12 protein-coding genes are annotated in these 13,724 nt (G+C 44.5%); 8 read left to right on the top strand and 4 right to left on the bottom strand.

Annotation, left to right across the window (positions count from 1 at the left end):
* Position 1 precedes the first annotated feature (1 nt).
* From DYD21_RS00560 to DYD21_RS00545, 4 genes are all read right to left on the bottom strand, one after another.
* Entirely contained in the window at positions 2–658 is a 657-nt protein-coding gene (locus tag DYD21_RS00560; RefSeq protein WP_116030811.1) for a DsbA family protein, read from the bottom strand.
* Entirely contained in the window at positions 648–2,231 is a 1,584-nt protein-coding gene (locus tag DYD21_RS00555; RefSeq protein ID WP_116030809.1) for a cation:proton antiporter family protein, read from the bottom strand. Before DYD21_RS00555 ends, DYD21_RS00560 begins: the two co-directional genes overlap by 11 nt.
* Before the next feature lie 52 nt (positions 2,232–2,283).
* Positions 2,284–2,958, bottom strand: coding sequence for an alpha/beta hydrolase (locus DYD21_RS00550; protein WP_116030806.1), 675 nt, complete (start codon positions 2,956–2,958; stop codon positions 2,284–2,286).
* A gap of 100 nt (positions 2,959–3,058) precedes the next feature.
* Entirely contained in the window at positions 3,059–4,750 is a 1,692-nt protein-coding gene (locus DYD21_RS00545) for a S8 family peptidase (RefSeq protein WP_116030804.1), read from the bottom strand.
* A gap of 895 nt (positions 4,751–5,645) precedes the next feature.
* Between DYD21_RS00545 and DYD21_RS00540 the strand changes: the two genes are divergently transcribed.
* From DYD21_RS00540 to egtD, 8 genes are all read left to right on the top strand, one after another.
* Positions 5,646–6,044, top strand: coding sequence for a DUF423 domain-containing protein (locus DYD21_RS00540; RefSeq protein ID WP_116030802.1), 399 nt, complete (start codon positions 5,646–5,648; stop codon positions 6,042–6,044).
* A 105-nt stretch (positions 6,045–6,149) separates the two neighbouring features.
* The gene (locus tag DYD21_RS00535; protein WP_147303451.1) at positions 6,150–6,677 is read left to right on the top strand and encodes a hypothetical protein; all 528 of its coding nucleotides are present in this window, start codon (positions 6,150–6,152) and stop codon (positions 6,675–6,677) included.
* A 151-nt stretch (positions 6,678–6,828) separates the two neighbouring features.
* Positions 6,829–7,557 carry a response regulator transcription factor gene (locus DYD21_RS00525; RefSeq protein ID WP_116030798.1) on the top strand — a complete coding sequence of 243 codons (729 nt, stop codon included), beginning with the start codon at positions 6,829–6,831 and terminating at the stop codon, positions 7,555–7,557.
* Entirely contained in the window at positions 7,550–9,019 is a 1,470-nt protein-coding gene (locus DYD21_RS00520; RefSeq protein WP_116030796.1) for a HAMP domain-containing sensor histidine kinase, read from the top strand. Before DYD21_RS00525 ends, DYD21_RS00520 begins: the two co-directional genes overlap by 8 nt.
* A 785-nt stretch (positions 9,020–9,804) precedes the next feature.
* Positions 9,805–10,332, top strand: a complete 528-nt coding sequence (locus tag DYD21_RS00515) for a peroxiredoxin (protein WP_116030794.1) — start codon at positions 9,805–9,807, stop codon at positions 10,330–10,332.
* Between the two features lie 17 nt (positions 10,333–10,349).
* Positions 10,350–11,018: a cytochrome c biogenesis CcdA family protein gene (locus DYD21_RS00510; RefSeq protein WP_116030792.1), complete on the top strand. Its 669-nt coding sequence runs from the start codon at positions 10,350–10,352 to the stop codon at positions 11,016–11,018.
* A gap of 305 nt (positions 11,019–11,323) precedes the next feature.
* On the top strand, positions 11,324–12,622 hold the full coding sequence (gene egtB, locus DYD21_RS00505; protein WP_116030789.1) for an ergothioneine biosynthesis protein EgtB: 1,299 nt from the start codon (positions 11,324–11,326) through the stop codon (positions 12,620–12,622).
* A 32-nt stretch (positions 12,623–12,654) separates the two neighbouring features.
* Positions 12,655–13,605, top strand: coding sequence for an L-histidine N(alpha)-methyltransferase (gene egtD, locus DYD21_RS00500; protein WP_116030787.1), 951 nt, complete (start codon positions 12,655–12,657; stop codon positions 13,603–13,605).
* Positions 13,606–13,724: the final 119 nt, after the last annotated feature.

Below are 13,724 nucleotides of genomic sequence, written 5' to 3'. Positions count from 1 at the left end.
GCTATGCTTTGCTTATTTTTTCGAGGTTGTTGATCAGATGATGGAGGTGAGACTCAATGGTGTCGAACGGACGGTAACCGCGCGTCATCAGGCTGGTTTGATCGCCGATACGAATCAGCAGTGCGGGAAATCCAGTCGCGCCGGATTCTCTGCTCCACCGGATCTCTTCCTGCAGAATCTTCGCGGTTTTATCGCTTTTGAAAAGCTCCATGAACCGGTCCGGATCGATATCAAACTCTTCAATCAGTTCAGGATATGTATCAGCTTGATTTAAATTTTTTCCTTCTGCAAAAATCGCGTGGTGCAGCTTACCGGCAAAATCCAGGGCATGATCTGGCGAAATCATGTTAACTGCGACCTGGGCACGGCAGGGTGGTTCGGAATTGAAGTGATAACTCCCCTCTTCAGCTAATAGCCTGAAGTTTTTACCAAACTCGGCGCCGGTTCTCTTTTCAACCTGGTTTAATGCCGAATGTAGATCTGAAAAGTGTTCGGATATCGGACCGGCCCCCTCGCCAATGGCCAGGCCGCCGGGCTTGACTTCAAGATTCATCTGCCCATTAAAACGCTTTTTAATTTTTTGGACGACCGGATGAAAACCGAAACACCATCCGCAGAGAGGGTCGTATACGTAAATTAATGTGATCTTATTCACCATTATGCTCCGACTTTTTTATTTTCACATCGATGGCGGGAGGCTCATCCACAAGGTCAGCACTCAGCTCAGCCAGTTTTTCTCCTGCCTCTTTAATTGGAATTGAGACAGCACTGGCTCCGGCCTCTTGCATTATAATGGCTTCTTCTTCACGCATTGTTAATACATAAATTAAACCTTCAAATCCACTTGTTCGAAGCGTGCGGGTGGCATTTTCCTTCACTTCCGTATTCCCCATTGCAATCATAACCGACCGGATTTTATCCATTTCGATATTAGTCCACAGATCCGTGTCTTGTATATCACCGTAAAGAACCCGTCGTCCCGCATCAATATTACGTTCAATCCGATCAGGATCAATATCCATACCGACTACGGGCTTCCCTTGTTCCTTGAGTTTATCGTAAGCTGCCCTGCCGGCATTCCCCATACCTACAATGAGGAACTCTGCAGAACCAAGGGAGACGGTTTGATGTTCAGGATGTCTTACATCTCTTTCAAAGGTTAGCAGAAAACCCTGCCATTTTTTCCAAATCTTCTCTTCATTCATAGTAATAGGTGCATTAATAGCGTACGATATAGCGGTTAATAAACCTAAAACAACGATGGTTTCCTCAGGTATAAACCCGCCGGCGCTCGCTACAACTCCAGCGATAAGAGTAAATTCACTATATGCTGTGAGAGATACTGAAGCCAAAAAGCCGGTTCTTGCCCTGAATTTGAAAAACATGAATAATCCATAAAACATAATAGATTTCAGGGGAAGTAGAAGCAGTAGTACAGCAATGAAATAATATCCCTCCAGTGAGGGAAAACCGGTTAATCCTACTTCAAGGAAAAATCCTACAAGAAAAGCTTCTTTAACACCCCACATTTTTTTGGCAATTTCATCTGCTCTTTCATCAGATGCCAATAACATACCCGCGGCAAGTGCCCCGAGCTCTCCGGATAAGTTGAAAAATTCAAATAGTGAAGCTCCGCCAAGAGCCAGCCCAAGCCCGAACAGCATCCAAAGCTCTTCATCTTTTAAAATATCCAAACACTTTAGGAGCAGAGGGCGTATCAACGGAAGTGCTAATATGGAAATCCCCCAAAAAGAAGGGATGCCGCCACCGGTATATGCAATAATTCCAATTGCAACTAAATCCTGGATAATCAGAATACCGATCGCGGCACGACCGTATAAAGCTCCAAGCTCATTTCTGCGTTCTAAATTTTTCGCAGTAAGTACGGTGCTTGAAAAGCCCAGTGTAATGGATATGATGATCGCAGCCTGAAGGTCATAACCAAAATAAAGTGAAATCGGGGTAAATATGGCCGTTGATACAGCAAGGTGGGTCAGTCCGATACCCAGAATATCATAGCGTAGGATATTTCTCAACCGGATATGAAGCCCGACTGTGAACAAGAGAAATATCACTCCAAGGTGAGAGATCTCTTGCAACATTTCTCCGGCTTCATAACCGAATGCGGCAAGCGCTAATCCGGCAGCAAGGTATCCAACTAACGGAGGTAAATGAAGTCGGGCAACTCCCATCCCAAATACCAATGCGAATCCAACCCAAATGATATCCATTGACAGCTATTATTTTAAATTGATCTGATCAATCGGGTAAAGTAAGGATTACTTACGCTTCAGTCACGTTCTGTATCAACTTTTGAATTTCCAGAATCTCATCTTCATTAACCGTGTGCCCCATCCCTTTATAAATTTTCTTGTTCACATCACCATTGAGTGAGTTGAAAATTTCTTCCGATTCATCTACGCGCTCTTTCGGGATGTGCGGATCGATATTGCTGCAGCCGAAAAATAGAGGCGTTTTTTCCAGGTCGCCGCTATAGCTATCAGGTGGTACGTGATCTCCTTTCCCAATGAGCCCTCCGCTCAGAGCAGCAAGTCCGCCATATTTTGCGGGGTGGCGGGCAACAAATTCAGAAGCAAGACACGCACCCTGTGAGAATCCCAGGATGATGATTTTCTCTTTTGGTATGCCTGATTCTCCGAGATCAGAAACGAGGTCGTAGATCATCTGCAAACCGGAGGAGAGCCCCGGTTCATTTTTTTCTGACGGGGCTAAAAACGAATTCGGGTACCACTGATGGTCGTTCGCCTGCGGCGCCACGTAGTGCAGGTCGGGGTCGCTAAATTCGTTTGCCAGTGTTAAAATACTCTGGGCTGACGCACCTCTGCCGTGAATTAAAATCATTGCCGCTTTCGCATTCTCTTTCGATGCACCCGCTGTCGCTGTCTGCTGATTTTGATGAGGACCCTGGAAATTCGACTTTTTATCTGCACGGAACATGATTCTGTCTCTGTTTTGATTTATGATTTACTTGGTTTTCACTATCAAAACAGAAGATAATTCTTTTTCGTTTAATATTAAATGAAGTCTCGTCAGTAAGTCATTTAATCATCGTCATCATTCGGGATGTTTGCATGCCGCCAGCCTCGAGTTTGTACAGATAGATTCCGCTGGCGAGCATAGCTGCATCGAACGTGATGCTGTGGGATCCGGCATTTTGAACGCCATCATAAAGCACGGTCACCTTCCTGCCGTCGAGCGAGTAAATTGTAAGAGTGATGTGATCCCGTTCCGGAATGGAATAGCGTATTTGGGTAGATGGATTAAACGGGTTCGGGTAATTTTGATCGAGCTGAAGTGAGGAAGGAGTTTCGTTCTTTAGCTCTTCTTCCCGCGAGGTAATAATCGAGGTGACGGAAGCGTACGCATCCAGTGTACCCCAACCGGTATATCTATTCCAGCTATTATCGCCCCGTGCTTGCGTGATCAGAATATTTTTAACTTCAGCCGGAGTCAGTGATGGATTTACGGAAAGCATCAGCCCAACTACACCGGCAACCATCGGCGCAGCCTGTGATGTTCCGCACCAGTATGATGCACCTTCGGGATTGGAATGGCTAAGACCGAGAACAAACTCTCCAGGCGCGACCAGGTCGATATGTTCGCCGTAGTTACTGCCGCTATCCTCCGACCAGCAAAACGGCGCGGCACGGTTCCCCTCGTTGTTAATTGCGCCAACTGAAATTACGCCATCATATCCAGCCGGATAATACATAACATCATCATTTGTATTCATTGTGCAGGCGATTACATGAACTCCCTCACCGATGGCCCACTCAACGGCCTCTTCCATAAGCTGACTGACCTGCGATCCGCCAACGCTCATATTTAAAATGTCGGCACCATTTTCTACAGCCCAGTAAATTCCGTCAATCCACCAGCTATAGAAACCGGAATTCTCATCGTCTAAAATTTTAACCGGCATAATGTTCGACTGCCAGTCACCCCCCGCAATTATCCCTCCATTATTTCCTGTGGCAACCGCAATACTTGCAACATTGGTTCCGTGGCCGTGGTCATCAATAGTAGAAGTGGTATCGTAGGCGAAATTATATCCCGGAACCACGCGGCCGCTGAAATCTGGAACAGAATCGGGCTGGCCACTGTCGAGAATTGCGATGGTAATGTCGCGGCTCCCGGTTGTAAGATGCCATGCGGGTTTTATATTGATATCTTCACCCGACACGCCCTGGATTTGATTGATCGCCTGACCCCGGTTTTCCAGGCCCCACTGGTACTCAAAAAAATTATCGTTTGGGTACGGGTCATCTTCACTGAGATAAAAAGGCAAAAGTTCTGCACGTTTACCTCCTCCATGGCCAATAAAATCAGGTTCAGCAATCTCTACAGCGGGATCATTATTTAATTGATCGATCACCGACAACACATCTCTGCCGGCCGGCAGTTCAGCGATATAAATTCGGTTAAACGGGTGGTTTGTGATTTGTTTCTTGCGCGCGGACTGAAAACCTGTTTTCAATTTTCGCAAGGAGAGAAATCCGTAGTTTGAGAAAAAATCTGAAGCTATTGAATGAATTGCCTGATCGCTGGAGTTGATCTTAGAATAGTTAAAATCTGACTTGGCCAGATACGAATCAAGCTGATGCAGCACCTGAGCATTATCTGAAAACTTAATTATCACCCGTTCAGGATGATAATCCACACCGGGTATTTGTGCGTAAATTAAACCGGGGATAAAAAAGATAATTATGAGTAAAGGCAGCTTTTTCATGATGTTATTTTTTTTGGCTCTATGTCGACTAGTATGGGAGAGTTTATTAAACAATCGTACTAAAGGACCGCGAAGACGCGAGGACACGAAGACTTCACGAAGATCAATAAACTATTTGGAGTTGTGGAATTGATATATTTTTTCCTTCGTGTACCTTCGGGACTTTGCGACTTCGTGGTAAAAAATGGCCTATATCAATGTTCATATCTTATCTCACAACTTTTTCAAAGGAAACTTTCTAAACCGAAAAACAAATAATCCACAAACCCTACCGGGATGGGAATGACAAATTTCAGTAAATCCATATTAAATTATTGGCAATGAGGTTTTTCAACCCACACGAATCAGAATAGAACCTGTTTTTTGAACAGTATACCCGAAAGCAGAAGGATAACCACTACATAGGTATGCGTTTTTTGCACAGAAAAGAGCTCATGAGAACTAAAATAATTTTACGACTGTGAAATCATCAAACCGTCAGATAATCGAAAACGTCGGTATGGTTTTTAAAGAAAGCCCTCTATCTTTCTCATGTAGATTATTTGAATCTATTAAAGCTGAGTTCTTTTAATAATCTTTTTGAATTAGCCATTAAGAAGTCTCCCCTAACAAGGGGAGATTTAGAGGGGTGTCCATTGGTTTTTACCAAGATTTTGATGAACATCCCCCTCAATCCCCCTTTTTTAAGGGGGACTTTTACATTCATAATTTAACAATCCAACTCAGGTTTTAACCTGAGTTGGATCTAAAATTGAGTAAAAAAGCGGCTAATACTGTCCAAAAATGAACCGTCCATGAATCATGTATCAATCCAGCATAACCTGATTGATCGAAAAACCCCTCCGATGACTCAACACCGACCAAACGAACAATTTAAACGTAGGTACAAACCACAATGAACTCAAAAACGATAATTACAACCGGGTCGGTTTTTTTGGCCCTTGCCGTAGCTTTTGGAGCATTTGGAGCGCACATCGTCCAGGATATGCTTACGCCCGAACGGTTTGATGTGTACCAGACCGGTGTGGAATATCACTTTTATCACGCTCTGGGAATTCTGTTTCTCGGTGTGATGGCTCTTCAGTTGCGCGGAAATCAGTGGCTTTCCATGAGTTTTTACTGCCTCACTGCCGGAGTACTGATCTTTTCGGGCTCCTTATACATTTTAACTCTAACCGATACCGGCTGGCTGGGCGCAATTACCCCGATAGGCGGAGTGGCTTTTATTCTTGGCTGGATTTTTTTGGCTGTCGGGGTGATGAAACAAAACGATCCTAAAGGTACTCCGCTGTAGTTTATCAGCTTATTTTTGTTCCGAACGGGTTAAATATCCAATATCCGATTTTGAATTCCGTTCACTATATTGAATTATGAGTTCCTGTTAACAAATCTTCCGATTATGAAACAGATAAAGCTACTGCTCACGTTTTTGTTATTTATCTCTTTTGTTCCTGCCTTCGTTCTTGCCCAAAATGAAATTGAACGGGAGCGGATTTCGCTCGAAGGGCTTCAGGAATTTGGGTTTACCGCCAATATTGAAGGGAGCCGAACCATCGCCGACAGTGAAACCCTAACGCCTTCCGTGATTCGCCAGGATGCCATCAACCGTCTGCTGAATGCCGATTTACGATATGTAGCCGATGAAGAAGTCCATTCCTCGGCCGATATCCCATTCTTGTATATGCACATCAACGCAATGGAGATGGAGAACGGGCTGATCCCTTTTTCCATTGAATTACGTCTCTATCAACCCGTAAAGCTCACACTCAACCGGGATATGCAAACATCCGCAAGCACCTGGGAAACCGGCATGGTTGGACTGGTATCGTACGATCGATTGCCGGTAATCAACCAGGCGGCACAAAATCTGCTCGATACTTTTATTGAGGACTATCATCAATCCAATCGTAGTCGCAGCAGAAATTGATGGATTTGTTGTTTTTGACTGCAACCCGGAGGGCTTTGCAATACCAGGGATTTTGGACATTCAGTTAAAACCGGAATGTTATGAATGTGTGATGAATTCCGCATCCAGACTGAAGATTTTAAACTGATATTGAACATCACACCCAATCCTCATGGCCAATTCGCCACATTCCGTCCTCGTAGTAGAAGACAATGCCGATTTGCAGAACCTTTTGACCATCAACTTAACGGATGATGGCTACATTGTTCACAAAGCTGAAAATGGCATCGCTGCCCTGGATCTTTATCGTAATCGCAAGCCAGATCTCATTATTCTTGATATCATGCTCCCTAAGCTGGACGGCTTCGATGTGTGCAGAGAGATTCGCCGCGAAGATAAAATTACCCCAATCCTGATGCTTACGGCCAAAGCTGAGGAAATTGACAAGGTATTGGGCCTTGAACTCGGGGCAGATGACTACATGACCAAACCGTTTAGTATTCGCGAATTCCTGGCCCGCGTCAAGGCCATTTTCAGAAGAATGAGTGCCAATAAAAATGAACGGCAATCGAAATCAGAAATCCTGGAGTTTGACAGGTTGTGTATTGATACCGGGAAAAGAAAGGTGACACTCAACAAAAAGCTGATAGACCTCACCAGCAAAGAGTATGAGCTTTTAACTCTGTTTTTTAAGAACCCCGGTAAGGCGTTCAGCAGGGATGAGCTGCTGACTTCAGTATGGGGGTACAGTTACGAAGGATACAGCCACACGGTAAATTCCCACATCAATCGTCTTCGAACAAAAATTGAGGCCGATCCCTCAGAACCCCACTACATACGCACAGTATGGGGCGTAGGGTATCGCTTCGCGGATAAAGAGGAGAGCAAACAGCATGCGTAGTTTCTATCTGAAAATCGCGGTTATCTTTTCAGCCATCCTGATTCTGTTTGGCTTACTGGTGGTAACCATTACAATGAGAGCTTCATCAGACATTGCGAAGGAAGCCATTCAAAAAACCAACCAGGATATTACCGCAGTTCTTGCGAAAGAGTTTCAGCCAATGCTTGCCAAATCGTTCAACCAGGATGAAATTGAGGAAAAACTTACTGAACTGAGCGGTAAAAATCCCCAGTTTGACTTCTACCTTCTCAGCAGTACCGGGTACGTGAAAAGTGTAATTCCGGCTTCCAAAGAGAAAATTGCCCTCGACCAAATTGCATTAGACACAGAACCTCTCGACCGATTTATAAACGGTGATCCTCTACCCATTCTGGCCAGTGATCCGCTTAACCCTGACAGGGAAAAACCATTCAGTGCAGCCAATATCAGTATTATGGGATCGGAGGGCTGCTACATTTACGTGGTACTTGAGGGTGATCAGTTTACGCAGGCTACTGCCATGATCACAGAGAGTTACATTATGCGCGGCACGCTAATCCTTCTTGGCGTTGTGTTTATAATCAGCCTGGTTACAGGTTTATTCGTCTTTTCAAACCTCACTTCACGGCTGGAAAAAATTAAAAAGACCGTAAAGGGATTTGAACGCGGCCAACTGAACGAACGAATTGAAGTTGAAGGCAACGACGAGCTTTCCGAACTCTCCATTTGTTTTAATCGAATGGCGGATACCCTTGTCGAGAACATGAAGGAGATCCAAAAAACCGACAGGCTCCGCAGAGAACTGGTTGCAAATGTCTCGCACGATCTCAGAAGTCCGATCGCCTCTATTCAAGGATACCTGGAGACTATTCAGATGAAAGGTGATACCATTACCAGAGATGAACTGCACAATTATTTCGGAACTGTTCTCAGCAATACAAAAAAATTGAACAGTTTGATTGACGGCCTTTTCGAACTCAGTAAATTGGATGCCGAAGAGGTAACACCTAATCTCGAAAAAATTTCCATGGCTGAACTGATACAGGATCTGGTACAACAATTTCGGCCAATTGCGGAAAAGAGGGAAGTTACACTTGAGGCTCAATTCCCAACGAATCCCAACAACCTGATCGAAGCCGACATTGGACTCATGAGCCGGGCTTTAACCAATCTCATCGACAACGCTATTCAGCACACGCCTGAGGGCGGAAAAGTAACCATCGCAACTGTAGAGAGTGGCCAGGATTTTGTGATTGAGATTTCGGATACCGGCTGCGGTATTTCTGAAGAAGATCTCCCTCACGTCTTCGACAGGTTTTACCAGGCTGATAAAAGCCGGTCTGAAAAACAGGGAGCCGGACTGGGTCTCGCCATTGCGCAGAAAATACTTCACCTGCACGGTGCTGAAGTGATGGTTAGCAGTATCGAAAATCGTGGAACCACCTTCAGGGTTGCGCTGCCGGGTAACGGTATTCCTGCCTGAAATGTGAAATGAACTACCTCAGGGGGGATAATGGGGGACGGCCTGCTGTGCTTCACAACTAAAAATGGATAATTCCGAACTCTGAATGCCCCCTCATAGGTAATGTCACTAATATTAGCCAAATATGGATTAATCCCCTGATACTTTTGAACGGTCCCCGAAACAAAAGCACTCGGGGCAGGCGGCAGTATCCAAAACCCGCCGGGCTGGTGATTCCTTCAGTCGGGATTTACGGTCCGTTTTGCGATGTAAAAACAAAGGTCCATATCACTTAGTGACAGTAATCATATATTTGGCCGGTAGTTTTTACAAACATCGCATGCACTCCCCGCAAATCAATCACCTCCTTAAGTAATCAAAGGCCGGAAGTATTACAAAATCGACACAATATCTATTATGCAAGAGTTTATTAGATTTCGTTCTCAAGGTAGTCATCAAAGTTAGTGTCATTACCTTCAAAGGGGGACTCCTATTTATTTCCGACTCAGAGAGTCGGGGAATTAAGCCACTTATGATTAAAATCAATAAAGTGGCGGTACCATCTCTTCAAAACCTATAATTTTCCTGCAGATTAGGGGGGGGGTGCAGTCTGCGAAAACCATTTTTAAAATTTCACCCCACAGTGAATCTTACCTTTCTTTCCCTTGACCTCTCGTTTTAACCTTTTCAGCAGATCCTGTTTACGAAAAATCAACCTTCTGTTATAGATTCGGGACACTTTGTCGGTGGCCATACTGTAGTTTGGAGAAATAAATTAATAGTTAATTAAATGAATCAACAACAGTATGAATTTGAAAACTTCTACACCAGTTCTCCTCATGATTTTATCCGCCTTTCTATTTGCATCATGTAATCAGCAGGGTGAAACTGATCAAAGTCAGGCAGCTAATGACAGAGACCGCGCCCCGGATTTCGAAGTAACCACCGTGGATGGTCAAACAATCAGCCTCAGCGAGTCTCTTGATGAAGGCAAGCCGATGGTTGTCTATTTTACGGCATCATGGTGCCCTACATGCGCCCGTAACTGGCCTGTGATGTCTGAGGTGTATCCCGAGTACGAAGATCGTCTTACGATGGTAGCCATCAGCATTGATCCTACCGATACTGAAGATGTGATTCGAGACCTTTCTGAAGAGAAGAACTTTCGCTTTCCAAGTACAGCCGGGCACCCTCAAATCATGCTCGATTTCGGAGTTTCAGGACAAGCTACAACCGTGGGTGTGGATCGCGACGGATACATCACATTTAAAAAAGAAGGTGAGGCACTCAGTGCAGACGAGTTCCGTGAATTATTTGCAGAGCTTCTCGATTAACCTGAGCCACCCATTTTATGGAGTTTTACTCATTTTCTTTTTTTCAGGGCGTTTTAGCATTTCTGGCGCCCTGTGCCGTGGCTCTGCTGCCGGGTTATATTGTCGCCTTTATTTCAAGAAGCGGCAGTAACCCTGGTATATCTACAAGACTTTTGAGGGGTCTTAAACTTGCGCTACTCAGTATTGCAGGTATCTTTGCAATCTACGCTATTGCAACTGTTTTGATCATATCAGCCGCACAGCTGCTCAAAGACTATATGATCTGGATCACGATCGGCATGGGTGTTATCCTCATTATCATTGGAATTCTGATGACTACCGGGAAAAGTTTCTCTTTCACGCTGAATGTGAATCATGCATCGCCCAAATCGGAAGTCGTTGAAGCCTTTGTGTTTGGCATTGCTTACGCAATCGGGGCCCTGGGATGTCTTTTCCCGCTTTTCCTGGTCGTTGCCACTCAGGCGATGGCGGCTCCCTCTGCGTGGACCGGTGCCGGTTATTTTGTCGCTTATTTCGGAGGAATGAGCATGATGATGATTGGAGCTATTCTGCTGTCGGTGCTGGCCAGGGACGTTATGATGAAATATCTGAGAAAAATTCTGCCACACATGGAGAAAGTAACCGGCTGGATGCTGATAGGTGCGGGCGCATATGTGATCTATTATCAGTCATTTTTGATGTATTAATGAGTAATTAAATGAGATGTTGTAGGAATGATTACATGTAAGTCCTGAAGATACAGTTCATTCACTCTGGCAAACCATTCCATTTTTTAGAGGGGGGGGGTAAGTTCAGAACTCTAAACTATTTTAAACTATGGAAATGGTTTAATGCTATATCAGATAATCAGCTGTTCCGGCACTCAAGCTGACACGCATCATCAATTATATTTTATAGTAGCAGAATGGAACTAAGTTATATTGAGTTATTATAATAGATAATTGAGAAGTATGTGTTCCTGATTTCCTGAAAACTTCAAAATAGGATCGATATGAGAGTAAAAACAAAATTACCGGAAAACGGAGTTGAAACAGATCTGACAACAAGAGAAGGCCTTTTACAGCAGTTTAAAAAAGTCCGCGCTTTCACATTGGAGCTTGTAGAACCACTGAAAACGGAGGACCTGGTGATACAGGTAACGGAGCATGCCAGTCCTGCAAAATGGCACCTTGCCCATACGAGCTGGTTTTTTGAAGCCTTTTTTCTTGAGAAAGCGCTCGAAAATTATCAAACAAAACACCCTCAGTACAGCTACCTCTTTAACTCCTACTACCTGCAGACAAGTGAACCCCACTGCCGGAATAAACGCGGCAATCTCTCAAGGCCCACAGTGGATGAAGTTTTTCAGTACCGGGACTATGTAAATGAACACGTAGAATTATTCATCGAAAATAGCAGTGAGCCGGATTTTGAAAAATGGCAGCCGGTGCTCGAAATTGGATTAAACCACGAACAGCAGCATCAGGAACTGATCATCACTGATCTGAAGTACATGTTCGGACAAAACCCGCTGCATCCTGTATATCTGAAAACAGAGAGGCCGGGTACAGGTCAGGTGCCGGAATTAACGTGGAGTTCATTTTCTGAGGGCGTTTATGAAACAGGACACCCGGGCGGCAGTTTCGGGTACGACAATGAATTTCCGCGCCACAAGAACTATATCCATGATTTCAAAATTGCAAACCGGCTTATCACAAATGGTGAGTTTATTGAATTTATAAATGATGGCGGTTATGACGATCCGAAATACTGGCTGGACGAGGGGTATTCTCATGTTGTTGAGAATGGCTGGCGCTCACCGCTCTACTGGAAAAAAACAGATGATGGATGGTACCACTACACGCTGAACGGAATGGAGAAGATCAATCCAAATGAACCGGTAACCCATGTAAGTTATTTTGAGGCCGATGCCTATGCGCGCAGGGCCGGATGCAGGCTCCCTACCGAATTTGAATGGGAACTGGCCGCAGAAGAATTACCGCTGAACGGAAACTTTGTGGATGCCCGACATTTCCACCCCACGCAGATCAGCAGCGACTCAGATGATCGTGGTCTGAATCAGATGTTCGGTGAGGTATGGCAGTGGACTCAAAGTGCCTATGCTGCCTACCCGGGATATGAAACCTTTCCCGGAGCACTCGGCGAATACAACGGAAAGTTTATGTGCAACCAGTACGTGCTCAGGGGAGGTTCCTGCGCAACATCCAGGTCACATTTCAGAAAAACATACCGCAACTTTTTCCATGCAAAGTTCAGATGGCAGTTCACCGGAATCAGACTTGCGAAATAATTATTCATCTACAAACATCCAAATATTATGCAATGGCCATTAAAAATGCGGTAAGTGCGGAAAACTCCCTTTATCAGGATGTGATTACAGGACTTTCTAAACAACAGAAAGAACTGCCAAGTAAATATTTTTACGACCAGGAGGGATCCAGGCTTTTCGAGCAGATCTGTGATGTTCCTGAATATTATCCTACCGATTGTGAAATTGAGATTATGGATAACTATGCGGATGAAATATCTGAAGCTATCGGGAGCCATGCACAACTGGTTGAACTTGGAAGCGGCAGCAGCAGAAAAACACGAATACTTCTGGATCATCTGACCGAACCCGCAATGTACGTTCCTGTTGATATTTCGGCAGAGTTTCTGAATCAAACTGCAGACATTCTTCGGATTGATTATCCGCATCTCAATATCAAACCTGTTGCTGCTGATTATACCGAACTATTCAAAATTCCCTTTTCCGATGAGGCCTCAAAAAGAGTTGTCTATTTTCCCGGATCAACGATCGGAAATTTCACCAAAGAGAACGCGAAGAATTTTCTGATCAACCTTGCAAATGGACTCGAGACCGGTGATGGCCTGCTGATCGGCGTGGATCTGAAAAAAAACCGGGCCGTTCTCGACGCAGCCTACAACGATTCGCAAGGGATAACTGCCGCATTCAATAAAAATTTACTGACACGTATAAATCGTGAGCTGAGCAGCAATTTTGAACCCGATGCATTTAAACATCACGCATTTTATAACTCGGAAAAAGGCAGGGTCGAGATGCATCTTGTGAGCAGAAAACATCAGGCGGTAACCATAGGAGATGATGAGTTCACATTCTCCGAAGGCGAAACCATTCACACCGAAAACTCAAATAAATACACCATTTCCGAATTCAGAGAATTAGCTTCGGGTTCATTCAGCTGCCAAAAAACCTGGACCGATTCCAGGGATTATTTCAGTGTACACTATTTTAATGTTAGTTCAACATAGAAATGTGTTTAAGAGGGTCCCCCTTCGAGAGGCTTTGAGAATTTTCACTCCCATTCGTTGGCATTATTTATTTTTTTAAGGTGTCAAAGCTTGTATTGAGGCTCCCCTCCCTATCAAGT

It is taken from the genome of Rhodohalobacter sp. SW132 (genome assembly GCF_003390325.1).
Lineage (GTDB): Bacteria > Bacteroidota > Rhodothermia > Balneolales > Balneolaceae > SW132.
Note: the sequence above shows the minus strand (reverse complement) of the source record. Positions and strands in the feature narration are given on the sequence as shown.